Source organism: Paenibacillus woosongensis, assembly GCF_009725165.1.
GTDB classification, from domain to species: domain Bacteria; phylum Bacillota; class Bacilli; order Paenibacillales; family Paenibacillaceae; genus Fontibacillus; species Fontibacillus woosongensis.
The window spans coordinates 1-24,892 of sequence record NZ_WNZW01000023.1; the positions used below are offsets into that span (position 1 = coordinate 1).

Annotated in this window: 24 protein-coding genes and 1 riboswitch; of the genes, 1 reads left to right on the top strand and 23 read right to left on the bottom strand. The window is 49.7% G+C overall.

Annotated features, from left to right (window positions below):
* The 19 genes from GNP95_RS25155 to GNP95_RS25245 all read right to left on the bottom strand — a co-directional run.
* The coding region (locus GNP95_RS25155) for a polysaccharide biosynthesis protein (protein WP_230874004.1) at positions 1-1,399 on the bottom strand (1,399 nt) is incomplete at its 3' end.
* Positions 1,400-1,638: 239 nt separating this feature from the next.
* A complete protein-coding gene (gene spoVT / locus GNP95_RS25160) occupies positions 1,639-2,181 on the bottom strand; it encodes a stage V sporulation protein T (RefSeq protein ID WP_155613561.1) in 543 nt (180 codons plus the stop codon).
* 354 nt (positions 2,182-2,535) lie between these two features.
* A complete protein-coding gene (locus GNP95_RS25165) occupies positions 2,536-3,681 on the bottom strand; it encodes a peptidylprolyl isomerase (protein WP_155613562.1) in 1,146 nt (381 codons plus the stop codon).
* On the bottom strand, positions 3,668-7,192 hold the full coding sequence (gene mfd, locus GNP95_RS25170) for a transcription-repair coupling factor (protein ID WP_155613563.1): 3,525 nt from the start codon (positions 7,190-7,192) through the stop codon (positions 3,668-3,670). Before mfd ends, GNP95_RS25165 begins: the two co-directional genes overlap by 14 nt.
* A 149-nt stretch (positions 7,193-7,341) precedes the next feature.
* Positions 7,342-7,572 (bottom strand): anti-sigma-F factor Fin family protein, encoded by a 231-nt coding sequence (locus tag GNP95_RS25175; RefSeq protein ID WP_155613564.1) that lies wholly within the window; start codon positions 7,570-7,572, stop codon positions 7,342-7,344.
* A 106-nt stretch (positions 7,573-7,678) separates the two neighbouring features.
* Positions 7,679-8,239 carry an aminoacyl-tRNA hydrolase gene (pth, locus tag GNP95_RS25180; RefSeq protein WP_155613565.1) on the bottom strand — a complete coding sequence of 187 codons (561 nt, stop codon included), beginning with the start codon at positions 8,237-8,239 and terminating at the stop codon, positions 7,679-7,681.
* Between the two features lie 449 nt (positions 8,240-8,688).
* Positions 8,689-9,642: a ribose-phosphate diphosphokinase gene (locus tag GNP95_RS25185; protein WP_055105514.1), complete on the bottom strand. Its 954-nt coding sequence runs from the start codon at positions 9,640-9,642 to the stop codon at positions 8,689-8,691.
* 210 nt (positions 9,643-9,852) lie between these two features.
* Positions 9,853-11,253, bottom strand: a complete 1,401-nt coding sequence (gene glmU, locus GNP95_RS25190) for a bifunctional UDP-N-acetylglucosamine diphosphorylase/glucosamine-1-phosphate N-acetyltransferase GlmU (RefSeq protein ID WP_155613566.1) — start codon at positions 11,251-11,253, stop codon at positions 9,853-9,855.
* A 124-nt stretch (positions 11,254-11,377) separates the two neighbouring features.
* Positions 11,378-11,662 carry a septation regulator SpoVG gene (spoVG, locus tag GNP95_RS25195; protein ID WP_110930526.1) on the bottom strand — a complete coding sequence of 95 codons (285 nt, stop codon included), beginning with the start codon at positions 11,660-11,662 and terminating at the stop codon, positions 11,378-11,380.
* Positions 11,663-11,845: 183 nt separating this feature from the next.
* On the bottom strand, positions 11,846-12,673 hold the full coding sequence (gene purR / locus GNP95_RS25200; RefSeq protein WP_330163620.1) for a pur operon repressor: 828 nt from the start codon (positions 12,671-12,673) through the stop codon (positions 11,846-11,848).
* Positions 12,674-12,744: 71 nt separating this feature from the next.
* The gene (gene ispE / locus GNP95_RS25205) at positions 12,745-13,599 is read right to left on the bottom strand and encodes a 4-(cytidine 5'-diphospho)-2-C-methyl-D-erythritol kinase (protein WP_155613583.1); all 855 of its coding nucleotides are present in this window, start codon (positions 13,597-13,599) and stop codon (positions 12,745-12,747) included.
* A 193-nt stretch (positions 13,600-13,792) separates the two neighbouring features.
* Positions 13,793-13,969 (bottom strand): small, acid-soluble spore protein, alpha/beta type, encoded by a 177-nt coding sequence (locus GNP95_RS25210; RefSeq protein ID WP_155613567.1) that lies wholly within the window; start codon positions 13,967-13,969, stop codon positions 13,793-13,795.
* Positions 13,970-14,136: 167 nt separating this feature from the next.
* Complete coding sequence (gene veg, locus GNP95_RS25215) at positions 14,137-14,415, bottom strand: biofilm formation stimulator Veg (protein ID WP_155613568.1); 279 nt, start codon at positions 14,413-14,415, stop codon at positions 14,137-14,139.
* Between the two features lie 262 nt (positions 14,416-14,677).
* Complete coding sequence (gene yabG / locus GNP95_RS25220; protein ID WP_155613569.1) at positions 14,678-15,577, bottom strand: sporulation peptidase YabG; 900 nt, start codon at positions 15,575-15,577, stop codon at positions 14,678-14,680.
* A 92-nt stretch (positions 15,578-15,669) separates the two neighbouring features.
* Positions 15,670-16,554, bottom strand: a complete 885-nt coding sequence (gene rsmA / locus GNP95_RS25225; RefSeq protein ID WP_155613570.1) for a 16S rRNA (adenine(1518)-N(6)/adenine(1519)-N(6))-dimethyltransferase RsmA — start codon at positions 16,552-16,554, stop codon at positions 15,670-15,672.
* A gap of 6 nt (positions 16,555-16,560) precedes the next feature.
* The gene (rnmV, locus tag GNP95_RS25230) at positions 16,561-17,115 is read right to left on the bottom strand and encodes a ribonuclease M5 (RefSeq protein ID WP_155613571.1); all 555 of its coding nucleotides are present in this window, start codon (positions 17,113-17,115) and stop codon (positions 16,561-16,563) included.
* Positions 17,116-17,229: 114 nt separating this feature from the next.
* Positions 17,230-18,366, bottom strand: coding sequence for a G5 domain-containing protein (locus GNP95_RS25235; RefSeq protein ID WP_330163621.1), 1,137 nt, complete (start codon positions 18,364-18,366; stop codon positions 17,230-17,232).
* Positions 18,367-18,620: 254 nt separating this feature from the next.
* Positions 18,621-18,840: riboswitch (cyclic di-AMP (ydaO/yuaA leader) on the bottom strand.
* A gap of 214 nt (positions 18,841-19,054) precedes the next feature.
* Positions 19,055-19,822 (bottom strand): TatD family hydrolase, encoded by a 768-nt coding sequence (locus GNP95_RS25240; protein WP_155613572.1) that lies wholly within the window; start codon positions 19,820-19,822, stop codon positions 19,055-19,057.
* A gap of 19 nt (positions 19,823-19,841) precedes the next feature.
* Entirely contained in the window at positions 19,842-21,128 is a 1,287-nt protein-coding gene (locus tag GNP95_RS25245; protein ID WP_155613573.1) for an HD domain-containing protein, read from the bottom strand.
* Positions 21,129-21,468: 340 nt separating this feature from the next.
* Here GNP95_RS25245 and GNP95_RS25250 point away from each other — a divergent pair, with 340 nt between their 5' ends.
* On the top strand, positions 21,469-21,723 hold the full coding sequence (locus GNP95_RS25250; RefSeq protein ID WP_019640040.1) for an AbrB/MazE/SpoVT family DNA-binding domain-containing protein: 255 nt from the start codon (positions 21,469-21,471) through the stop codon (positions 21,721-21,723).
* Positions 21,724-21,880: 157 nt separating this feature from the next.
* On the opposite strand, the gene rsmI is transcribed toward GNP95_RS25250, so the two are convergent.
* The 4 genes from rsmI to GNP95_RS25270 all read right to left on the bottom strand — a co-directional run bounded on the left by rsmI (position 21,881) and on the right by GNP95_RS25270 (position 24,834).
* Complete coding sequence (rsmI, locus tag GNP95_RS25255) at positions 21,881-22,774, bottom strand: 16S rRNA (cytidine(1402)-2'-O)-methyltransferase (protein ID WP_155613574.1); 894 nt, start codon at positions 22,772-22,774, stop codon at positions 21,881-21,883.
* Positions 22,774-23,544 (bottom strand): tRNA1(Val) (adenine(37)-N6)-methyltransferase, encoded by a 771-nt coding sequence (locus tag GNP95_RS25260; RefSeq protein ID WP_230874005.1) that lies wholly within the window; start codon positions 23,542-23,544, stop codon positions 22,774-22,776. The genes rsmI and GNP95_RS25260 overlap by 1 nt, the downstream gene beginning before the upstream one ends.
* A gap of 66 nt (positions 23,545-23,610) precedes the next feature.
* The gene (locus tag GNP95_RS25265) at positions 23,611-23,988 is read right to left on the bottom strand and encodes an initiation-control protein YabA (RefSeq protein ID WP_155613575.1); all 378 of its coding nucleotides are present in this window, start codon (positions 23,986-23,988) and stop codon (positions 23,611-23,613) included.
* A gap of 45 nt (positions 23,989-24,033) precedes the next feature.
* Positions 24,034-24,834, bottom strand: a complete 801-nt coding sequence (locus GNP95_RS25270) for a PSP1 domain-containing protein (protein ID WP_155613576.1) — start codon at positions 24,832-24,834, stop codon at positions 24,034-24,036.
* Positions 24,835-24,892: the final 58 nt, after the last annotated feature.

Consider the following 24,892-nt stretch of genomic DNA (forward strand, 5'->3'; position numbering starts at 1 on the left):
GGGCGCGGCCGGTGCGCCGGGCAAGCAGCGCCAGGTTGAGCGCTGCTGCAGCGCCGTAGGCGGCGATGCCGGCGAGGGCGGCGCCCGTGATGCCGAGCGGCGGCACGAGCAGCGCGTTCAGCGCGGTCTTGAGCGCCGCCGCGGCGAGCAGGTGCAGCGCGGGGGCGCGCACGTGGCCGAGTCCCTGCAGCAGCGCTGCGCTCACAGTGACCAGCGCGCCGGGGGCCGCCGTCCAAGCGATCCACGCCAGCGTTGCGCTGCCGAGGCCGTCCTCGTACAGCATCACGTTGATCGGCTGCGCCAGCAGAGCCAGTCCAGTTGATGCGGCGAGGCCGATCAGCCAGAACCAGCGCAATGCCAGCGTCGTCTGCCGCTGGATTCCTACCGGATCATTCTTCATTCGCAGCTCCGTCAGCGCAGGAATGAACATCACCGACAACGAGGAAGCCAGCATCGTTACCAATTGAACGAGCGGAACACCGCGGTTATATATGCCAACCTCCACCATGGCCTGCAATTCATCAGCTCCCCTGCTTTGCAGCAATCTCGGAAGCGTGAAGGTGTCTACCAGACTAAGGAGCGGAACGGCGAGGGCTGCAAGGCAGACCGGAATCGCATAAGCCAGCATGGCCGCGAGGAGCCTTGTTCCCCTCTCTTCTCCAGCGCCTTTCGCCCGGTCAGGGATATCGATTTCTGAGTCGGCACCAAGTTCCCGGCTAGGTGCCGTGCTCTCCCTTTGACCGGAGCTGCGGCGCCAATATACAAGCATGACCAGAAGCCCCGCCATCCCGCCGGCGGCTGATCCGGCAAAAGCCCCTCCCGCGATAACATCATCCGCGGCGCCAACCCCCGTCCAGTATAAGAGCAGGACGATCATTACCATTACGCGGACTGTTTGTTCTGTAACCTGGGAGACTGCTGTCGGCACCATTTCCTGCAGCCCCTGGAAGTAACCCCGCAGAGCGGCGGTCAGCGGGATGAATAGCAGGGCTGGAGCCGCATTGCGAAGCGCTGGCAACAGCTGACTGCTGCCAATGGCACGCGACAGCAGCGGGGCTCCAAAATACAGCATCGCAAAGCCCGCCGCCCCGAGCAGTCCCATCATCAGGCTGGCCATCCGCAAAACGGACCGCTTGCCGTCTTCTTCGCCCAGCACCTGACGCTCCGCAATGAATTTGGAGACCGCTGCTGGAAAACCGGCTGTGGCAAGCGTAACGATCATCATATAAAACGGGTAGACGGTATTATAAATGCCGAATACCCCGTCCCCTCCGATGTTTTGCAGCGGAATCTTTTGCAGCGTTCCCAGCAGCTTTGTCACTATAGCGGCCAGCGCGAGGACTGCCGCCCCTTTAAGCAGCTTGGATGGCCGGGGTTTGGTAAACTCGTCTTTCATCATAGGCACCCTACTTTAAAGTTCAAATATGCATCAGGTACCATTATAAGACGATTTTACTCCCCGTTAAAGCAACGACAGATCATGCAGCTTAATAGCTCTGCCATTACCCTAGGGGATCACCGCACTTTTAAACGGCGCAATACGCCCTCCATGCATGCCTCCACAAACAAACTCCCGCCTGCCAAAGCGGTGCTTAACCGTTCAGCGCAGCGGGAGATCCTCGGCTTATCAAGACAGAATTACTGTTCCATTTGTTTGCCGAGAAAGCCTGCAGCCGTCTCAGCCATCTTCGACTCCAGCTCCGACATTTTTACGGACTCATCCTTATTCATCAGTACGACTGTCCCGATCGGATCACCGCCCGAAATGATCGGAGCGATAACATAGGAAGAAATAGTCTCAGGATGATCCTTATTAATTTCATAGCTTCCCGTGTTCGTTTCAAGCAGAATTTTGCGCCCGTCCATGCTGCTCTCCAGCAGAGAGCTGATTTGCTTGTCCAGATACTCCTTCTTGGATGCTCCCGCCACTGCGATCAGCGTATCTCGGTCAGAGATGAGGGTAATATGGCCTGTGCTCTCATACAAGGACTCGGCGTATTCCTTGGCGAAATCGCCCAGTTCGCCAATTGGGGAATACTTTTTCAGAATCACTTCACCGTCGCGATCCACGAAAATTTCGAGCGGGTCTCCCTCGCGGATCCGCAGCGTGCGGCGGATTTCCTTTGGGATAACTACCCGTCCAAGATCATCAATACGTCGTACAATTCCAGTAGCTTTCATATCACATGTTGCCCCGCTTTCTTAAGAAGTTTTGACTACTGTCTGATGAATATTCCTTGCCCTTCTATACGTACATTGCAAAAGCCCGCGACGACTGCAGACGATTTGCCTCACCTTGCTTGAAGCAAGATTAGCTGGCGATTTGTGTATATGATAAAGGGATCTCGGCTTCTGTGATTCTGACCATAGTATTCATCCCTTTCCAGCACCTTATTCATTCGTTTTGTCCTTGAAATCCGCTTTACTCCCCAATTGGGAAAAGAAAGCAGCGCGAATGATTCGCGCTGCCGCCCAGAATGGTGAATCGGAAAAAACGCCTGGTTTTTTCCTTAATTTACAGGAAACCTGAAGCCCTTACTTCGTATTACCCGCATTTCCGTCGGTTTTCTCGCTGTTGTTCGCTCCAGCATTTCCGCTGTTGCCAGATTCCTTGCTTGTTCCTTGCGAATCTGTCCCTGCGTTGCCTTCGCTCGCCGGTGGCGTTACAGCATTGTTGTCAGTTTCTGTGTTGTTCTCCACCTTAGGCAGGTCAATCTTCTTGATGATCTTGTCCAAATCCTTGTCCATGAACTCGTCCAGCTTGGTGGAGCCGACCAGGTTCTTAATCATGTCTTTCTCTTCTGCGGTCAAATCCTCATACTTCTTCTCGGTACGGGATTCCACCCGCATAATATGGTACCCATAATCCGTCTCTACGGGGTCACTGATTTCGTTAATCTTCAGCGTCCGTGCTTTCTCCTGGAACTGTGGCACCCATTGCGTTACCAATGCATCCTCATATAAGCCGCCGTTATCCTTCGAGCCGGGATCCTCGGAATATTCCTTGGCTAAGGTTGCGAAATCTTCCCCTTTATCCAGCTTGGCCTTGACTTGGTTCGCCAGCTTCAGGGCGTCTTCTTTGCTGCGCTCCTTGCCCTCCGTGTCCGTCAGGCCGATCAGAATATGCCGAACCGATGCCGTCGTGTAATCATCTTTAGTCGCTTCGAATTCCGTCTTAATGTCTTCCTCTGTAATGCCGGCTGTTTGGCTGGCGACTACCGTGAAAATGCGGATCATGTAGTTCTTCAATTCATCTTCGGTGATCTTTTGAGTATCCAGCATTTGCTTGAATGCCTCATCACCCATTTGCGTTTTGATGGCTGTGAGCTGATCCTCTGCCGTTTTCTTGCCTTCCTTCTGTGCCTTATCGTCGGCTTTCCCGGACAAATATTCATAAGTTATAGCTTGCTTCACCAAAAATTCCCGAAAATCGTCCATCTCCAGCAGTTGTGCCATTTGAGGCTGAAGTGTTTTCATGATGCGCAGCTCAAGATCAAATTCGTTCTCAGTGATCTCCCCGCCTTCATACGTGGCCACCACTTTACCCGAGCTGCCGTTATTTGCTGCTTCTTTGCCTTTATTGTCATCTTTCTTGCCACATGCCGCTAACATGGAAATCGTTAATACCGCAACCAGCGCAATAAAAAGCGTCTTCCAGGAACGTGCTTTACTTCGAGACATCTTGTAGTTCCCCTTTCAATTTGAACGAAACCTTCAGGGCCTCAAGGAATTGCTCCAACAAACCCATCAATGCTTTATCGTCCAATTCCTTGGTTTTGATTCGGATCAGCATCGCCGAACCCTGATTAAATTGTACACGCCTTCCGAACAGATTGCCAACTTCCGCAAGCTTGGCTGGAAGAATATCCTTCTCCCGCCCATCGAGGAACTTGATGACAGTCTCGTCTCCGCGCCGTGTAATGGATTCGATTCCATAGAGCTTGCCATAGAGCTTCACCCGCGCCACGGAAAGCAAGTTTTCCACAGCCTCCGGCAATTCTCCGAACCGGTCGAGAAGCTCGTCCTCCAGCTCGGCAACGTCTTCGAAAGCGGCGGCCGAAGCTGTTTTTTTGTAAATCTCGATCTTTTGAATACTATCATAAATATAGTCGGAAGGTAAATACGCATCGATTCCGAGGTCGATGGCCGTATTCCAGGCTGTATCCTCAGGCGTCTTTTCGCCTAACATCTCTACCTTCCGCTTCTGGATTTCTTCAGCCAGCATTTGAGAGTAAAGGTCAAAGCCTACCGACGCGATAAATCCGTGCTGCTCGGCGCCAAGCAAATTTCCCGCTCCGCGTATGGACAAGTCCCTCATCGCAATTTTAAATCCGGAACCAAGCTCCGTAAACTCCTTGATGGACTGAAGACGCTTCTCCGCCACTTCCGTCAGGGACTTGTCTCGCTGATAGGTAAAATAAGCGTAAGCGATCCGATTGGAACGGCCGACTCGCCCGCGCAATTGGTATAGCTGGGATAGGCCCATTTTATCCGCATCATGGACGATAAGCGTATTTACGTTTGGAATATCTACCCCGGTCTCGATGATGCTCGTACTGACCAGTACGTCATACTCTCCATCCAGAAAATCCAGGATGGTCTTCTCCAGCTCTTGCTCAGACATCTGCCCATGCCCTACGCCTACTCTGGCTTCAGGAACAAGCATCGATATTTGTGCGGCCATCTCCTGAATGCCTTGGACACGGTTATACAGGTAATAGATCTGTCCGCCCCGCGCCAATTCCCGTTCAATCGCCTCGCGGACCAGAGCCTGACTATGCTCCACAACATAGGTCTGTACAGGAAATCGGTTCTCCGGTGGTGATTCAATGACTGACAGATCGCGCACGCCCAGCATTGACATGTGAAGCGTTCTAGGTATTGGCGTAGCGGTCAGCGTTAATACGTCGACATTCGTCTTCAGCTTCTTGAGCTTCTCCTTATGGGTTACGCCAAAACGCTGCTCCTCATCGACGATCAGCAGTCCCAAATCCTTGAATACTACGTCCTGGGACAGTAAGCGATGCGTCCCGATAACGATATCGACGGTCCCTTGACGGACACCCTTGATCGTCTCGTTCTGCTCTTTCCGGCTGCGGAAACGGCTTAAGGTCTGTATGTTGATCGGATAACCCGAAAATCTTTCGCGAAATGTCTCGTAATGCTGCTGTGCCAGGATCGTCGTCGGCACTAGAACAGCGACCTGCTTCCCTTCAATCGCAGCCTTGAAAGCAGCCCGGATTGCGACCTCTGTCTTGCCATAGCCAACATCGCCGCATAACAGGCGATCCATAGGACGGGACAGCTCCATATCCTTCTTGATTTCCTCGATCGCCCTGATCTGATCCCGAGTCTCCTCATAGGGGAACATCGCTTCGAATTCCTGCTGCTCGGGCGTATCTTTCTCAAATCCGTAGCCGGGCGATGCCTGACGTTCAGCATACAGCTTGATGAGGTCGTCGGCGATATCCTGTACGGAGGAACGGACTTTGTTCTTGACCCTCGTCCATTCATTTCCGCCCAGCTTGTATACTTTGGGCTCCTTATCCTCGGAGCCTACATATTTCTGGATCAAATCGATCTGCTCGATCGGCACGGACAGCTTATCTCCGCCCGCATACATAATATGCATGTAGTCTTTGTGAATGCCGCCGACTTCCAGCGTACCGATTCCGAGATATTTCCCTATCCCGTGATTTTGGTGAACTACATAATCGCCAACTTTAAGCTCTGTATAGCTCTTTATGCGTTCGGCATTATCCATACTCTTCGTAACTTTGCGGGCTTTGCGCTGCTTCTTGGAGAACATTTCTCCTTCCGTAATCACGACCAGATGCACCGAAGGCAGCTCGAACCCCGACTGCAGATTACCTTGCAGCAACACAGGCTCTTCAATGCCATAATCAAGCAGCACCCGCCGCATCCGTTCGATACGCTCCTCGCCGCCCGCTAGCATGATCACATTGGCTCCGCTTTTCTTCCAGCGGTCCATCTCTGCCTTGAGTACATTCATTTGGCCATGGAAATCCTGCATCGCCCGGCTGACGAAATTAATAATGTTTTGCGGCTGTACATGAGGCACCTGCCTGAGGAAGAGCGATAGGAACAACGTCTGAAACGGCCGACGGTAAAGAACCTGATCTCCCTCCATCGCAAGCGGCAGATCAGGCAGGCTTTTGCCATTTTGGAACAGATGCAGATGCCATTCCGCTTCATCCCGCTCCAGCTGTTTAGCCGTCTCCAGCAGCCTGGCCGGTTCGTCCAGGATCAGCAAAGCGTCTTCCGCCATAAAATCATACAGCGTTTTATTCTCAGGATAAATCAGCGAAATGTATTTATAGTTTTCCGGAAAATACACCTGCTCACGCAGCAGTTCAATTTCCCTGGAAATTTCCTCTTTCAGCTTTTGTTTGGCCTGACGATCAGTCATTTTCTCCAGCTGCTGCTCCAGCCGCTCCGATACAATTTGAGCGGCCTTGGTTAAACGTTCCTTGGAGGCGATAAGCTCTTTGCATGGAGGAATCGATACATGCTTCACCTGATCGATAGAACGCTGATCCGCCGGATCAAACGTACGGATCGAGTCGATTTCATCGTCGAACAGTTCAATCCTGTAGGCGAGCTCCGCAGTCAGCGGATAGAAATCGATGATTCCCCCGCGGATGCTCATTTCGCCACGTGATTCTACCCGTTCAACTCTCTCATAGCCAAGCTCAACCATTTTGCTTAAAAAATGATCCAGCTGAAGCGTACCGCCAAGCGTGATGTCCAAATGAGCGGCAGCCATCGTCTCCGGTGACGGAATAAATCTGCGGATGCCGGAATAAGGCACCACGACCACGCCCCGGAATCCTTGGGAGCATTTGAGCAGTACCTCGATGCGCTGTGCCAGCGTCTCGGGACTCGATACCGCCGATTCCGCCGCGACAAGCTCGTTCGCCGGATACAGCAGCACCTCTTCGGCCGATAGTGCTTCCTGCAAATCCTCTGCAATTTTCTGAGCTGCGAACATATTATGGGTCACGACGAGAAGGGGACGGCCGGTTTCCCTGTACATTGCGGCCAGCATGATTTGTTTAGACGATCCGGATAAACCGGAGATCAATTGTTCCTTCATTCCCGAATTTACGCCTGCTACGGCAGCCGAAAAATCTGGATCTTTCGAAAAAGCTGGTATAAGTGCTTGTAGCAAATGAGGCACCTCTCTTAAAATACTTACTGAAAATCTATATTACTCGGGTTACGGCCCGTAAACCCGAAGCAAAAAGGAGCCTCAGCAACCGTGCCAAGGCTCTATTCAATCTCCATCGATGTATACCTGCGCTGTTTGTTCCGCCTGGTTCATTGCAGCGGGCTGTTAAGCAAGGTCAGCTCCGGATGATTCGTTAGCGCCTCGGCGCAATAATCGCAAGTTACGCGAACCGTCGTATCGCCGTTCGAATCATACGCTATTATATCTCTCCGCTCATCGGGGGTCAAGAAATGGAAGCCGAGCTGCACTTCGGATACACCAGCCGATTCAATGCGGCCAATTTGGGCGCGGCAATGTCTGCATACATAGTTTATTGCCATCATATGCCTCCTGAAAGATCATTATACCTTCAGTATGCCCCGAATTGACGTTGTTTAGCCCTTTATTGCGAGCGTTTGCTAACATCGTAATCAGTCGGTTTGTCCATCAGCGATTGAATTTAGCCATCGTTTGCTCAAAGGTATGATCCAGGCTGAATTCTAGTGCATCGCATGCCTCCTGGATCGATTGCTCCAGCATGGGCTTCTCCTTTTTTGCAAAAGAAGACAGGACATAATCGACAATCGCATATCCGGGCTCAGGCCTGGAGATCCCCATGCGGATCCGGTTGAACGTTTGGGTCCCTGTATGCTGGATAATCGACTTGATCCCATTGTGGCCGCCGGCGCTTCCTTGGTAGCGAAGGCGGTTTCTGCCTATTTCGGTATCCAGGTCGTCATAAACGACGATCATGTCCTCCAGGCTGACTTTGTAGTAATCCATGAAGGCCCGAACTGCTTCCCCGGATAAATTCATATAAGTCATCGGTTTAATGAGCGCTACTTTTTTTCCGCCGATGATGCCGTCGCCTACCAAGGCTTTGCATTTACTCTGACGGATATCGATGCCGTGCCTCTTAGCCAGCTCGTCCAGCGTCATGAACCCGATGTTATGTCTTGTTTTCTCATATTGGGCTCCCGGATTACCGAGGCCTACGATCCATTTCATGAGGTATGATGTACTCCTTTCATTGAATCTCATCCCACCCAAACCCTCCCTTACCGTAAGGGAGGGCCCCCAGGGCTTGCAGCCCTCGGGACTCCCGCAAACTGGAGTAACGTAGGAGGTACACAGGCGCTCCTGCTCGCTGTCCCCTTCGGGGATGTGCTCTACTTTAGGTGCGTGAAACGCTTTTCCCCCTTCGGGTACGTCTTACTTTTGGTTCACCCGGGCAACCTGGAAAACATCCTGAGAGGGGCGCTCTCCCTTCGGGATTCGCTTGCTTCGTGAGCTTCTTCGTACTATTTATGTGTAACTTCCTACTGAGAGGATTTCCCTTCGGAATTCGCTGTGCTTCGACGAAATTCTTCGCAATGTCTCTATAATAAACGTAAATACGCCGATAAGGGTTACATCCTCCGCGCAGGAAGATGTAACCCCCGAATAACAAGGAATCCTTATTCGATTTCGAACAGTTTGCTGATAGAGAGCTCTTCATGAACGCGAATAATCGCTTCTCCCATCAGCGGAGCGACCGACAACACTTTTAGCTTGCTTGTTGGATTCGGATGCGTAATTGGAATCGTATCAGTAACCACAACTTCCTTCAGCGGAGAGTTTTCCAGACGTTCCATCGCCGGACCAGACAGCACAGGATGCGTACAGCAAGCATAAACTTCTTCAACGCCGCCTTCTTTCAAGGCATTGGCGCCAAGAACTATCGTACCGGCCGTATCGATGATGTCATCGACAAGGATGGCCGTCTTGCCCTCAATGTTACCGATGATGTTCATCACTTCACTGACATTCGGTTCCGGACGTCGCTTGTCGATAATCGCAAGCGGCGCATTCAGGAAATCTGCCAATTTCCGGGCGCGTACAACACCGCCATGGTCTGGGGATACAACGACCGGATTCGGAATTTGCTTGGAACGGAAATATTGGGCCAAAATTGGTACTCCGAGCATGTGATCGACCGGAATATCGAAGAAGCCCTGAATCTGCATCGCATGCAAATCCATTGTAATTACACGGTGCGCGCCTGCCTTCTCGATCAAGTTCGCTACCAGCTTCGCCGTGATCGGATCGCGTGAGCGGGCCTTCCGATCCTGGCGCGCATAGCCGTAATACGGGATAACCACGTTAATGCTCTTGGCTGAAGCCCGTTTCAAAGCATCCACCATAACAAGTAGCTCCATCAGATTATCGTTGACCGGCGCGCAAGTGGATTGCACGATGTACACGTGGCAACCTCGAACGCTTTCGGACAGCTTCACCTGGATTTCTCCATCGCTGAAGCTGGTCGTTTCCGAATCTCCCATAGGAATGCCGATATAATCAGCGATTTGATGCGCCAGTTTTGGATTAGAGTTACAGGTGAATATCTTCAGTTTAGAATCACAATAAGTCATAAAATAAAAACCCTCCGTGCTGTTATCGATAGTTCAAATCGATTCTGGTCATTAAAATGGTTACTGCGTCTAACATCCTTTGCCGTTGTTGTCATGCCTTTACTGCCTTACATCCAGATTCCTCGGCTATACTTTTGAACGCATACTTCTATATTACACTATCTTGCCATAACATTACTAATAGTGCTTGTTCACTTTCGTGAACAGGAGTTAAGATTGTTTTTCTTTATCGCGTTTTGCCTTGGCTCTGCCACGGAGTTTCTCCGCATATCCCGCCTTATTCTCCTGCCGGTTTCTGGCAATGGCCAGGTCATTATCCGGAACGGTATGGGTGATGGTAGAGCCTGCAACGACGTATGCGCCTTTGCCGATCTTCACCGGTGCGATCAAATTGACATTGCTGCCTACGAACGCATCATCCTCGATTTCGGTAATAGACTTATTATAACCATCATAGTTAACGGTTATCGCACCGCAGCCAATATTTACATTCTTGCCTACTTTAGCGTCCCCGATGTAGCTTAAATGGGACACCTTGGAGCCTTCGTCGATGGAAGCGTTCTTGATCTCTACAAAATCCCCGACTTTGACATGCGCTCCAAGCTTTGCTCCCGGACGCAAATAAGCGAAAGGTCCAACGGTAGTCTCGCTGCCTACTTCGGCATCCATGAGTACCGACTGCTTAACCTTCGCCCCATTATGGATTTGGCAATTATTCACTTCCGTCCCTGGCCCGATCACGCAGTCTTCGCCTATGACCGTATTGCCCGCGATCGAAGTTCCCGGATAAAGGATCGTATCCGAGCCGATTTGCACGTCCGCTCCGATATACGTCGATTGAGGATCGATAATGGTGACCCCGTTCAACATATGTTTCCGGTTAATTCTTTCCCGCATAAACTGCTCTGCTTCGGAAAGGGCCAACCGGTCGTTAACTCCGATTGATTCCGCATAATCCTCGGTCATATAGCCTTCAACAATTTCCCCAGAATTGACAAGAATACCAATGACATCGGTCAGATAGTATTCCTGCTGGGCATTGTTGTTCGTAACCTTGCTAAGAGCAGCAAACAGCTTTGCATTATCAAAACAATAAGTGCCTGTGTTGAATTCCTGCACTGCATCTTCTTCCGGAGAACAATCCTTCTGTTCTACGATTCGCACAACAGAACCATTCTCCCCCCGGATCACTCGGCCATACCCCTGAGGGCGTTCCGTCCAGGCTGACAGCACGGTAGCCGCTGCACCGCTCTCTGTATGCAGAGCGATAAGCGATTCCAGTGTCTCCGGCTTCACAAGCGGGGTATCTCCGCAGATGACAATGGTAACTCCTTCTTCATCCTTGAACAGCGGCTCTGCTTGTCTTACAGCATGGCCCGTACCGAGCTGCTGCTCCTGAAGCACATATTCTGCCGATGTTCCGAGATAAGATTTCACTGCTTCTGCACCGTGGCCTACCACCACAATACTTCGTTCACAATTGATTTGCTTTACCGTGTCCAGGACATGCCCGACCATCGGTTTGCCGCAAACGGGATGGAGCACTTTATAAAGCTTGGACTTCATGCGCTTCCCTTGTCCTGCAGCAAGAATAATCGCTAATCTTTTCAAGGCCCCGGCCTCCTTCTCTTGAACTCATTACTGAATATATCTTATTTAACACAAAAAGAAAAGAGAGCCATGTATCATGGCTCCCTTTTCTTCGAACCCCAATTGGTTAGACAAAAACCAGTACTTAAGCCCCTTCTTCAATAACTTCTTCCTGGTCAGCAGCGCGCTCGTATTCAGCCAATACTGCGGCTTGAATCTTCTCGCGGGTGCCTGAAGAAATTGGATGAGCGATATCCCGGAACTCCCCGTCCGGTGTTCGCTTGCTTGGCATTGCTACAAACATTCCATTATTTCCGTCGATGACGCGAATGTCATGAACAACAAACTCGTTATCGATGGTAATGGATGCAATTGCCTTCATTCTGCCTTCCGAGCTGACTCGGCGGAGCCTTACATCCGTAATTTGCATATGTGTTCACCACCTTTTTCCATCAGGGACTTGGTGTAATATTCCACATAGCCAACGGAAATCCTCCTTTTTTATGGAACAAAATACCCTAAATTCAGGAATTTTTTTGAAATCATGAGGTTTTCGACATGATTCGTCTATATCATAGCCATTTTTTGATGAATCGACAGAGCATTAAAATAGTTATTTTGAGAAATAGTTGCCTGGCTCTACTTTAATTTCCTTACCCTTGGCATCGACCACCGTCAACGCGGCCAAGGATACGTAATCCTGAAGCAATCTTTGCTCCGATTCAATCTCACCGGACTCGACCAGGACGCCTACGCCGGCAACCTCAGCATTAAATTCGGCCAATAGGTCTACCATCCCCTGGATGGTGCCTCCGGCCTTCATGAAGTCGTCCATAATGAGGACTCTGGATTTTTCTTTCAGCGCGCGCCTAGACAGGGTCATCGTATGCAGGCTTTTGTGCGATCCCGATACATAATTGATGCTAACGGCCGACCCCTCGGTAACCTGATGGTCCCGCCTCACCAGCACGACTGGTAAATTCAGCTCAGCCCCTGTGGCATAGGCGAGCGGGATTCCTTTCGTCTCCACGGTCATAACACAATCGATTTCACAGTCAGCGAAAACAGTCGCAAATAATTTACCGGCCTCGTTCATGAGCGCAGGCTGACCCAATAAATCAGACATATACAAATAACCGCCCGGCAAGATGCGATCCGGCTGCGACAGTTTCTCACACAGCTGATTGATAAATGTAAGAGCATGCTCTTGGCTCACTTTAGGAATATACTTTACCCCGCCTGCAGCCCCGGCCAAAGTATGCAGTTCTCCCATGCCTTCGCTTTCAAATACTTCCTTAATAATCGCCAGATCCTCGCTGATCGAGGATTTGGCCGCCCCGTAACGCTGTGCAAAAGTGGTAAGTGGTATCAAATGATGGGGACGTGACAATAGAAATCGCGTCATTTCCACCAATCGAGCGCTTCTCTTTAATTTTTTCACGAAGTACCCCTCTAAATCCGAATATTTTAATGAGAATATTACACGATTGTACGCCTTTATTCAAGTCTTCCTTAAGTCAGCAGGCGCACAGCGTAAACTTCTTTGCAAAAGCCGCGCAGCCCGTTATAAATCCGGAACGCCTTGGATTCCTTGGAAACCAGGCCGAATACTGTAGGCCCGCTGCCGGACATGAGTACGCCGTCCGCTCCAAGCTTCAGCATCGTTTCCTTCAGATGCGCAACCTCTGGATATAATCTCAGGGTCACTTCCTCTAATACGTTCCCTAATTCCTCGCATACCTCAGGAAAAGAAGATTGTTCAATCGCCAGTCGCATGCGATCAGCAGAAGGATGCTCCTTTACATGATCACTGCGGAAGCGCCCGTAAATTTCCGCGGTCGATACATTAATAGGCAGCTTCGCTAGCACAACCCAGCATTGCGGCGGATTGGGAAGAGGGGTTAGCTGCTCACCCCGGCCAGTCGCAAGCGCCGTTCCGCCCGTTATGCAGAAAGGGACGTCGGATCCCAATTCAGCACCAAGCTGCTTCAATTCCTCTACAGGGATGTTCAGATCCCATAGCCGGTTCAAGCCGCGTAGCGTAGCTGCCGCATCGCTGCTGCCGCCAGCAAGGCCTGCAGCTACCGGGATATTTTTATCCAAATGAATATACACGCCGCTGCGGACGTTGTACCGCTCTTTAATCAGCTTGGCCGCCTGGAAGGCCAGATTTTTCTCATCCAGCGGGATATAGCCAGCCTGGCTTGAAATAATAATGGTATCCCGGGACAGAGCTTCCATTTCTAAACGATCGGCTAAATCCACCATGGTCATGATCATTTCAACCTCATGATAGCCGTCCGGCCGCTTATGTAATACGTCCAGCATCAAGTTGATTTTCGCTGGAGCTTTCTCGTAAATCTTCAAGGCGTACACCACCCTCAGCATGTCCATGGAATCTTTTCTTGCTCGTTGTGCAATCATTAACGTTTACCATATTATAAATTTAACTGCGGCCTGCGTCTATTGCAGACGGTCAAATACCTGCCGTATGTACGCCTAATTCTCAATATGTTAACAAACAAGGGGCCTTCCTGAGTCAGGAAAGCCCCTTGTTGAATTATTGCCGTGCAGCCGCACGTTCTGCCATTTCGATGGCTCTCTTCACCATATTCCCAGCATCCTTGGCCTTAATGCCTCCCCAGCCCTCCTGCTGAACGGTGTCGTAGAAACCCAGTTCCTTCGCAAGCTCCATCTTCAGCTCTTCCGACATTACACTACGCCGTCTCCGCGCCATGGCATGTCCCTCCTTACAGAATGATGGATATAGGAACATTGGATAGTATGCGCCGCTGGCAGCTCATCATACGGCGAAATACCTTCCAAGGATGCTTCTCGCCAATAAAGAAAAAAACGGCGCCGCACAACGCGGACAGCCGTTTATTTAACTCATCATGATGCTCACTATTTAATATACGTAATCCGCATCTCGTTATCGCTGCTATCGTCACAAATCATCACTTCAACGGATTCGGTAAGTATATCGGCATAACTGTAAGACACTCGCTTAAAAGTCTGTTGCTCTTCATCCAATTTCACGATAAAGACAGATGGATATGTCTCTTCCAATACACCGGTACGTTCGACGGTCTTACGGCGACCACCGTTTGCACGCAGCATAATTTTCTGTCCTACGTAAGCGTCGAGACTATGCTTAATTTCCGACAGCGTATTTTTAGCCATTGCCTGTGACCACCTTCTTTCTTTGTCCATTATACAAGGAAGGAGATCATTTGTCAAACTGAAATAAATAATTATATCAGGGAGAAAAAAGTATTGTCAACGATTTTTTTTCGACATCTTTTTATGAGGAGATTTATTTGCCATAAATCCCGGGAAAATAGCACAATTCGGCGTTTTTCGGCTGATTGTAGTCCTTTCTCAAAAAAACAAAAGAAGCACCTCACGGTGCCACTCGGAAACCATAATATATGAAAACAAAACCTCACATGGATGGAACTACCTTAAGGGTGGTTAAATCTTTGAGCTTAGGCAGACCAATCCGGTAGCTCCCTCGTGTCTCAATCCCGCCAACGCCCTGCGTCCCGCTGATCGTATTGTTCAAGACATCCATCATACTGATTGTATCGCGAATCGATGTAAAGGATACCTTTGCGGCAATATAGACCGGGTCAAGCGCGTGAATAAGCACGCGGGAAGGCGAGCTGGCAAAGTTCGCCCCAGCTTGCAGCAAAGCTTCGAAATGGGACTGGCACGCCCCAGCGACGACCGTTAGTGCATCAAAGTTGCGCTCATACTGTCTGGCCGTCTGTACTGCCTCTACAAAATGGCTGGAGTTCTTGTAACTCGTCAAATTGTACAGATCCGCGTGCGGCCGGTTCTTAAGCACGCCATCATGCCCCGTTATGACCACGATGTCCGGGTGGATGCTCGGAAGGAGACGGTACAAGACACTCGCCATTTGCGACTCCGCCACATAATAGCCATGGACAGGCACTCGAAGTTTCTCATACAGCTCCAGACTTTTCTTCAAGTACCTCTCATCTCCGTCTAAATGCAGAACCTTGCCTGGGACCTCAAAATAGGACGGCTCGTTTTGCGCATACCACAATGGATTCCCCAAGCTGGCCTGATTGCGCTCGGTTTGCTCTTGACGATCACGATGCAGCCGTTTTAACGACTCCGTGGCCTTAATACGCGCTCTTCTAGCCTTCTCGCTTGGAGAGGCAGGGTCAACCTTAACGAGATCATGTAAAGGGGCATCAGCCAGCAGCCTAAACTCCGTCCCCTTAATCATCGCTTCATTCCGCTGTATGCTTTCCACCCGGAAAGTTACGTCCCCGCCGTACGACTTCCGGACAACCAAGTCTCCCAAGTTCGTCAAATAAATCACCTCTACCCTAAAGTATGGGCAAAAGCGGGGATTGGTTACAGGAGCGGTTATTAAAAAGCTCTCCTTTGACCTCGAAGCAGTTATTAATGCTTCAAGCCTGCAGCCAACAATACGTTGCTAAGAACGGCATACTCCTGCAGAGACAGCGTCTCCGCCCGGCGGCTCGGTTCTATGCCTGCCTCGGCAAGAAGCTGCTCCAACCTTTCGCGGCCTTCCTTCGGGAAGAAGCGGCTCTTCAGATTATTGGCAATGGTCTTCCTTCTTTGAGCAAAAGACGCATGGACAACATCGAAAAAGAAGGCCTCGTCCTCCACCGATACCGGGGGTTCCTTCCGAACGGTTAAACGGATTACCGCCGACTCCACATTCGGCTGGGGAATGAACACCGTATGCGGCACAATACAGACGAGCTCCGGCTCGCTGTAATACTGCACGGCGATACTGAGGCTGCCGTAAGCCTTGCTCCCAGGGGAAGCCGCCATGCGCTCTGCAACCTCTTTCTGAATCATTACGACGATATGCTCGAGCGGCAGCCCTTCCTCCAGCAGCTTCATCAAAATCGGCGTAGTCACGTAGTAAGGCAAATTTGCTACGACGCTGACACCGGACACGTCTGCGAACTGCCGTTCGAACAGCTCGCGTAAATTAAGCTTGAGCACATCGCCATGCACGACCTCGACATGAGGATAAGGCTCCAGCACCTCCTCCAGAATCGGAAGAAGCCTCTGGTCGATCTCCACGGCCGTCACCTTGCCAGCCTGCTGTGCCAGCTTCTCCGTCAGCGCACCGATGCCTGGACCGATCTCCAGTGCCCCCTTGGACTTGTCCAGTCCAGCAGCTGCGATAATGTTGGCTAATATATTCTGGTCGATCAGGAAATTCTGACCGAGGCTTTTTTTAAATGAGAATCCATGCCGCTGAATAATTTCCTTTGTGCGGCGAGGCGTTGATATATCTTCTCTTCTCATGGCACTTTATACCCCTTTGTCCTCCAGTTGAGCCAGCGCAGCCAGAAACTCCTCCCGGCTAATCCGAAATACGTTAAGCCGTTTGTAAAGCTGCTTGCCGTTGCAATAACCAATGCCAAGCAATTCACCGATCACACGCCTTCTGGCAGCGGCTGAAGGGTGAACAATTAAGCCGGCGTCTATTAAGTCTTCCCAATCGATGAGTGTGTCATCAGCCTCTGCAGCTTCCGCTTCGGTGTGCACACGTGCCAGCGCCTCCCGAATGGCTTCGGGAGAGGCATTCTCCACACCGATATCACCGCGCCGCGTAGCATCGGCCTCCCGCAGGAAAGCATGTTTGCAGCCCGGTACCCGGCCTGCGACAATTTTGCGGATTCGCTCGCCGGCATGGTCAGGATCAGTCAAAATGATGACTCCGCGCCGCGCCTGCGCCAGCTCGATCTTGCGCAGCACGGTCTCGTTGACCGCCGAACCTCCGGTTTCAATCGTATCGGCCTGTACGGCCCTTTTAACGGCAACGGTATCGTCCCGCCCTTCCACGACAATAACCTCTTTAATCATGGGAATAAATGACCCTCTTCCTCATACGCAAAAAGAAGAGGACTTCTCCTCTTCTTTCCATACCTTTTTCATTTATCTATAGTATCTTATTCCTTTTACAAAGTAAAACAGGAATCAGTTCAATTCTGGTTTGTTTGGACCGATAACATACACCGTGCGTCCCTTCTTGCGTCCGAAGTTCTTCGCCGATTGCAAGCTATCGAAGTAAACGTCCATTTTGTTCCCCTTGATGGCGCCACCTGTATCCTCGGCTCTGCGGAACCCAATGCCTTCGATATATACCCACCAGCCCATAGGAACAACGCTCTTGTCTACGGCGATCGTTCTGCCTTCCGTTACGCGTGTTCCGGAGGCGGTCTTCGTACCGATGCCATCCTCTTCGGCGGAATAGGCGGTTAGTGTGACGTCTTTAAGCACTTTTTTATATTTAAATGAGACGCCGCCTTTGGTTGTCGTTCCACTGATATCCACTTTATCCGCAGTGCGGGTAATATTAGCGGCGAGCACAGCCTCGGGCTTAGGCTTCGTACCTACAGCGACTACCTTGTCCTGAGCCTTCGTCTCGATCTCTTTGCTCAGCCAACGCTTGGATACGAAATTTCCGTCTTCATACACTTTTTCGATATGATGTACAACTACTCCTTCGCTGCCCTGCTGCAGCACCTTCGTCTGCCCCTTCTCCAAATTAGGATCTGAGGTTTTGACGACGGCAAATGGCACGGTCTCTTTCGTTTGTACCTTTTGCTTGGATACGCGCACCACTTTGATCTGGAGATCGGAAGTGACTTTGCTGCTTAAATCCGGAGTGATCTTGTCATCCGGGTTTACGGTAATGCCAAGCTCGTTGATAATGCCCTGTACACTGGATTGAGTCGTCAGATGCGACTTTGTCTTGCCATCCACGTTGACTTGCACCGGAACCGCCCTTACGATAACGATCCGGTCCCCTTTCTTCAGGGAGCTCTCAAGCGGCCGTGATATGCTATCACCCTGGCCCAGCACGATGGAATGTTCATCCAGTACTTGATTCACTACAGATTTACGGGTCTCGATCTCCTGGATCTTCCCGTCCACCACCAAATAAATGTTCTTGCTGTTGCCGTTCAGCCAAATCAGAATAACGATGATCGCTGCAACAGTTAACAACGTGACGACCGATATCTGACGTAGGTTCTCATGCTTCCATCGCAATGCGTAAGACATACTGGATGAGCGTGATTCATGGGTCTCTTCTTTCTTGAAAATGCCCACTTTCCGTCCTCCTTCATAGTCCCGCCCTAGGTCAATGCATGATGAGATGTTGACGTGACTATTCCCGTTTTTTACGGAATGCTAGAACTGCAGCATCCCGCATCCTGCCCCAGTCTGGTCGGCAATTGTCACCTCCTGTTCTACAACAGTATGATGACCCTATTACAATTATTCAAAACAAAAGAAGCCGGAAGAAAGAGTTAGAGCAACTCTTTCGTGGCTCCTGTAGGTCTTGGTGTAATAGGATGCACGAAGTTGCCTCTCTTGACACGCTTACGAGGTTAGCTGTCGGGTTCGGGCGAAGAGAGCCGCCCTTTCTCGGTTCATTCGCTCATGGCGCAATGACCTTGAATTCACCCCAAAGATCCTGCAAAGAAATCAAATACGGCAACGTTGACTGTAAATTAAAAATATTTCATCAAGCCGTATCCGGTTCCCCCGTTCTCCTCTACGGAGACTCAGCGAGACTGGTTCTGGAACATGATTCGATGGCCATAGGCAATGCCCTATACTCGGCCAAATCGATCACTGAAAAGATTCTATCCTGTTTCAACGCATGTTGTAAAGGACGAATCAAGAACGTTTTCTTAAGAAAAAGGTTAAAAAAATGTAATAAACTCGGTGTTTTAAATTAAAATGCATTAATCTTTCCAGAAATCTCTCCTTTTCACCGCTTTTCCTCCCGATTTCATCGAATGGAAAATCGTTCCAGTGCATTACGGGTTGTGATTTCTGCAATTTCTTGGAAGGACAACCCTTTTAATTCAGCAGCTGCCTCCGCCACTAACTGGACATAGGCGGACTCATTTCTCTTTCCACGATAAGGATGCGGAGTCAAATAAGGGGAGTCAGTTTCAATCAATAACCGGTCGAGCGGTGTTTGTTTCAACACTTCTTTAGGCTGCTTTGCATTTTTGAAGGTGATTGGGCCTCCGAAGGACAAATGAAATCCCATATTCAGACATAATTTGGCCGTTTCCCAGCTCCCCGAGAACGAATGCATTACCCCGCCGACTTCATGGGCTTTCTCTTCCCGCAAAATACGCACTGTATCCTCATGAGCATCCCGGTTATGAATGACGATCGGCATTCCAAGCTCCCGGGCCAGCCCGATCTGCTTGCGGAATACGGCATGCTGGACATCCTTGGGTGAAGTATCCCAATAATAATCAAGACCAATCTCTCCAATCGCCACAACTTTCTCATGGCGGCATAATTCAGCAATCCAGTCCAAATCCTCTTCTTTCATCGTGATGGCATCCTGGGGGTGCCAGCCGATGGCGGCATATATGAAGTCATAGCTCTCGGCCAGCTTCATTGTGGTAGGGATCGTTTCCCGATTAAAACCGATGTTGATCATGCGCGTAACTCCCTGTTCCACCGCGCGAGAAATCGTTTCCTCGCGATCCCCGTCAAACTGCTCTGCGTCCAAATGCGTATGTGTGTCCACTAACATGGTAATAGCCCTCCTGTATTTAAGTCTCCTGGCCAAAAACACGAGCCAAATCGGCAGGCAGCCGAGAACAGACCGCCTGTAGTTTATTGTCTGGAAAGTACAAATAAAATTTACCCCGCTGTATGCCGCTAATCGACCGGACAATATCGGAAACCTCCGATATTTCCACCAAGCGCTCCTGCTTGTCCAGTAGCAAAATTTGCTTGCCGCGAAGCTCTTCGTCAGGACGAGACACATCATAAGGCAAGTCTGTCGGAAAATCAATGATCAGATCATAATCCGGATTTAAGCCTAATTTTCGGAATTCTTCGCGAATTTCCCTTATTTTCTCCAAATCGAGCGAATCCAGTTCAACATATTTGTACAATTTGCGATCTATAAAACGGGTGCAAAGATCAGCAAGCAGGGAATCAGCCTCATTTTTCCACTGCATAAAAGCCGTTTGAATCAAAGCTTCATCTAATAGCAAATATTGCTGCACTGTCAGTTCAGAGTTGAACAAGCCTGGTAAAGGGTTGGGGAGAAAGGAAAATGAATACCCCTCCGCATATAGTTCCTTGGCCCGGCGAAAAATTTGCCGCAAAATAATCTCCGAACTCCGCGTTACCGGATGGAAATAAATCTGCCAATACATTTGATAACGGGACATCAAATAATCCTCTACCGCATGCATGCCGGTCTCCTTCACGACAATACGTCCCCGGTATGGCCGCAGCATCCGCAAAATCCGATCCATATCGATCGTACCGTAATTCACGCCGGTGAAATAAGCATCTCTCAGCAAATAATCCATACGGTCGGCATCTAGCGGACTTGTCACCAGATTTACGACTATTTCATTAGGATAGTCCTTCCGTATGACAGAAGCCACTTTGTCCGGGAAGTCCTCGCCCATTCGCTTTAGAACATGCCCTACTTCCGTATCTCCAAGCAAAATGCGGCAGGTCCAGTCCTCATGATTCATATTGAAGGCTTGTTCGATAGAGTGAGAGAAGGGGCCATGCCCCAGATCATGGAGCAGCGCCGCGCAGAGCGCGACAAGCCGTTCCTCCTTCGGCCAGTCCGGATAATTATTTCGCTCGAACTGGGAAATGATTCGCCGTGTGATCTCATATACTCCTAAAGAATGAGAGAATCTGCTGTGCTCTGCACCATGAAAGGTCAAATAAGAAGTGCCAAGCTGCCGAATCCGGCGAAGCCGCTGAAATTCCTTCGTATTAATAAGTAACCAGATCAATTCATCCTGAACATGAATATAATTATGAACAGGATCTTTGAATACCTTTTCTTCGCGAAGGTTATGCATGGCCAATTCTCCTTGTTTTCAATTTATTTGAAACTACAAGAATTTAACTTCACAGGTCATGTCGAGAGGATCGACATACTTTGTCGAATTTTGTCTAATTTAGTCATGTTAAATGTCGTAAGTATGTCGAATGCTTGAAAAGCCCGGTATAAAAGCAGTTTTTTAAAAAAGCTCACACATTTATATCTTTAATTTAGTAATTTAACTGAACTCTACCATAAATAGGTTGACTGTTTTGGGAAACGTTGGTATTATAAATATCATAAAAGATAGAAGTTTGTCGAATAATGACACTTTTAAAAATTTTGTTAAAATTTCCGCGAGAGGGGTATCATCAGTCATGATGAAATCAACAGGTATTGTTAGAAAAGTAGATGAGCTAGGTCGTGTAGTTATTCCTATCGAATTGCGTCGTACACTCGGAATCGGAGAGAAAGATGCGCTTGAGATTTATGTGGACGGCGAGCGTATTATGCTGAAGAAATACGAGCCTGCCTGCATCTTCTGCGGCAACGCTGAGAACGTAACATATTTCAAAGGTAAAATTGTTTGCCATGAATGCCTCACAGAAATTCCAACACCTGTGACAAATTAAGAATTATAGTATATAATAGACTTACTGAATCTGTTAATTCTAACCTTTTTCATATCTCCTTGGTGCCTTCTTCGGCTTGAACCCGGCCGAATGAAGGCTCCCTTTTTTTGTACGGCCTTATTTTCTGCCTATATTTTGTCCATTTTTCCACCCATTGCTATATCAGCGACTGATAAATATCCCTCTTGGATACCCCCCGATCCTGCGCGGTCTTCTTCATTGCCTCCTTTCGAGGTAACCCTTCCTCTTCGTAGTGTAACACATGATCATGGATAGACAGAGGCTGCCACCAAGCGTTCCGCTTCTCTTCAAGCTCCCCTGGGTCAGCTCCTTCCACTACAATACAATATTCACCCATCGGCGGATGCTCCTCCAGCCATTCCAGACATGCCTCGACTGTTCCCCTGGCCATCTCCTCAAAGCGTTTAGTCAGCTCACGAGCCAGAACTATTCTCCGGTTCCCTAGAACAGCGCGCATGGATTCCAGAGTTTTGATCAGGCGATGCGGGGATTCGTAGAATAACAAAGTGCTCTGTTCCTCCTGCTGCATATGAAGTATTTCATCCCGCTCCCTCTGTTCCCTGGGAAGAAAGCCAATAAATTTGAAACTGTCCGTAGGCAGACCGGAAACGATTAAGGCCGATAAAGCGGCATTTGCTCCCGGCACAGGTACAACGGATATTCCCGCCTCGATCGCCAGCTTCACCAGGTCGCTTCCAGGGTCGGAAATGGCTGGCAGACCGGCATCGCTGACGAGAGCTAAATTTTTTCCTTCTATTATAAGGCGTATCAGTTCCGGTCCACTGGCCACCCGATTATGATCATGGTAACTCAGCAGCTTGCCCGGCGTAATTTCGAAATGGGACAGCAGCTTTCTCGTCTGTCTGGTATCCTCTGCGGCGATAATATCTGCTTCCCGCAGTATGCGCACTGCCCGATAAGTCATATCCTCCAGATTACCGATCGGCGTAGCAACCAAATAGAGCGTTCCGCAGCCGGATAGTTGACCCTGCTGCTGCTCGGCGAAACTTCTCTGCACCTTTACACTCATTATTTTCCCTCTTTTGACCCGTAATATATTTCGTATATTTCTTTGCAGTATTCCCCATTCTCCTCGTATACGATCAGCGGCGGCAGCACCCTTACATCCGGCTTGCCATCACGCAGCGCTTCAATAAGCACCATGTTCGCCTCCGCGCCTGCCCGCGGATGAACGAAGCGAATAACCTTAGGCTCAAGCCGATATTGCCGTAAAAGCGTCAGAATTTCACCAAGACGCTGGGGCTTGTGCACCATCGACATTTTGCCTCCGGTTCGCAGCAGCCTCATTGAGGAGCTAATGACCTCCTCCAGCGTGCAGTGAATCTCATGCCTGGCAATGGCTTGATGCGGATTCAGCTTCAAATCCCCGCCGGTCAGCGGCATATAAGGCGGATTCACCGTCAGTGCATCGTACGCTCCATGCCCTGTCTGCTGTACAAGCTCCCGCAGGTCTCCCTCGCGGATGGTGATCCGATCTTGCAGAGCATTCAGCTGTATGCTGCGGCGGGCCATATCCGCAAGCCGGGGCTGTATTTCAATGCCCTCGATCTGAGCCTCAGTACGTGTAGACAGCAGCAGTGGAATCACGCCATTGCCCGTGCATAGATCAATGATTTTGCCTCGCTTCGGCACGGCTGCAAACCGGGCCAGCAGTACGGCATCCATAGAGAAGCTGAACACCTCGTCACTTTGAATAATCCGTAAATGATGCGCCAGCAGATCGTCCAATCTTTCTTTTTCGTATAAAGGTACTTCCATCGGCAATTGGCCTTTTGTCATTGCATACTCGCCTTTCTTTTGAACAGGTGATTGAAAAAAAACCGTAGGAAGCTCCTACGGCTTTGCTTATTTATTCAGAAAAGACAAACAGAACAGGCAATCCCCTTCCGTTCGTAAATGTCCATAATACACGTTGCAAATATGGAATCCCTCATGATACAGACGTGCGAGATTGTCATACCCTTCTCCGACGATATCAATCGCTTCCGGCGGCTCCTTGCCTTCTGGCAAGGTGGATTCGCCTTGGTCTGGAGATAACGGAAGGCGCCCTTCGGTGGACTCCCGCTTCAAAATCTTACGTAATTGCTCATTCTCCAGTCGAAGCTGTTGATTCTCTTCCACTAACTTCTTGACCTCGAGCATCAGCTTGCTCAATTCGCCGTGAACGGTTCCCATTTGTGCGTCCAGCGCCTGCATATGCGTAAAAATATCTTTATTCTCCAAGTTCCCACCCCAGAGTCATCTCTAAAGTTCTATCATGAAAACTCATTACTTAACGACAACATCATCTAAAGGAAGTTCCTTGACCTTACCTATTTCAAATAATTGCACATGAACCGAACGCGAGCCCGCATTCAGCCCCACAACCTTCCCTTCACCGAGCGAAGTAACAACCATCTTGCCTACCGACGGCAGCTCTTCCTTCACGCTCTCGTAGTTATCATGCTCAAATTTCAAGCAGCACATCAGTCTTCCGCAGAGCCCGGAAATCTTTGTCGGGTTCAGCGACAAGCTCTGATCCTTAGCCATCTTGATCGATACGGGCTCGAAGTCGCCCAGCCAGGACGAACAGCATAGGATGCGTCCACATGGACCGATCCCGCCGAGCATCTTGGCTTCATCCCGAACTCCGATTTGGCGAAGCTCGATCCGCGTACGAAAGATACTGGCCAAATCCTTAACGAGCTCACGGAAATCGACCCGGCCTTCAGCCGTGAAATAAAAAATGATTTTGTTGCGGTCAAATGTAAACTCGACATCAACCAGCTTCATTTTGAGATCATGATCTTTGATTTTATTTAAACAAGTGGCAAAAGCGTTCTTTGCCGCAAGCTTGTTCTCTTCCACAACACGGGCGTCAGCATCGTCTGCAATCCGAATAACCTTCTTCAGTGGAAGAACGACATCCGTTTCTCCAACCTGCTTCTTCCCGACGACAACCTTACCATACTCGATCCCGCGCGCCGTCTCAACGATGACGCTCTGTTCCTTCTCAACCGGAAGCTCCAGAGGATCGAAATAATATATTTTGCCCGCTTTCTTGAAACGGACACCTACTACAGTGTACAAAAACTTACCCCCTCGTCTAGCACTGGCACTAATAAATATGTGACCTTTCAAATAAATC

Coding starts and splice junctions, on each gene's coding strand:
- GNP95_RS25175 (WP_155613564.1), bottom strand. CDS start 7,572: ATGGCAATAAACTATGTATGCAGACATTGCCGCGCCCAAATTGGCCGC.
- GNP95_RS25210 (WP_155613567.1), bottom strand. CDS start 13,969: ATGGCGCGGAGACGGCGTAGTGTAATGTCGGAAGAGCTGAAGATGGAG.
- GNP95_RS25250 (WP_019640040.1), top strand. CDS start 21,469: ATGATGAAATCAACAGGTATTGTTAGAAAAGTAGATGAGCTAGGTCGT.
- veg (WP_155613568.1), bottom strand. CDS start 14,415: ATGGCTAAAAATACGCTGTCGGAAATTAAGCATAGTCTCGACGCTTAC.
- spoVT (WP_155613561.1), bottom strand. CDS start 2,181: ATGAAAGCTACTGGAATTGTACGACGTATTGATGATCTTGGACGGGTA.
- rsmI (WP_155613574.1), bottom strand. CDS start 22,774: ATGAGTGTAAAGGTGCAGAGAAGTTTCGCCGAGCAGCAGCAGGGTCAA.
- GNP95_RS25240 (WP_155613572.1), bottom strand. CDS start 19,822: ATGTTAGTGGACACACATACGCATTTGGACGCAGAGCAGTTTGACGGG.
- GNP95_RS25245 (WP_155613573.1), bottom strand. CDS start 21,128: ATGCATAACCTTCGCGAAGAAAAGGTATTCAAAGATCCTGTTCATAAT.
- rnmV (WP_155613571.1), bottom strand. CDS start 17,115: ATGATTAAAGAGGTTATTGTCGTGGAAGGGCGGGACGATACCGTTGCC.
- GNP95_RS25165 (WP_155613562.1), bottom strand. CDS start 3,681: ATGTCTCGAAGTAAAGCACGTTCCTGGAAGACGCTTTTTATTGCGCTG.
- GNP95_RS25185 (WP_055105514.1), bottom strand. CDS start 9,642: ATGACTTATTGTGATTCTAAACTGAAGATATTCACCTGTAACTCTAAT.
- rsmA (WP_155613570.1), bottom strand. CDS start 16,554: ATGAGAAGAGAAGATATATCAACGCCTCGCCGCACAAAGGAAATTATT.
- spoVG (WP_110930526.1), bottom strand. CDS start 11,662: ATGCAAATTACGGATGTAAGGCTCCGCCGAGTCAGCTCGGAAGGCAGA.
- pth (WP_155613565.1), bottom strand. CDS start 8,239: ATGAAATGGATCGTAGGCCTCGGTAATCCGGGAGCCCAATATGAGAAA.
- GNP95_RS25260 (WP_230874005.1), bottom strand. CDS start 23,544: ATGACAAAAGGCCAATTGCCGATGGAAGTACCTTTATACGAAAAAGAA.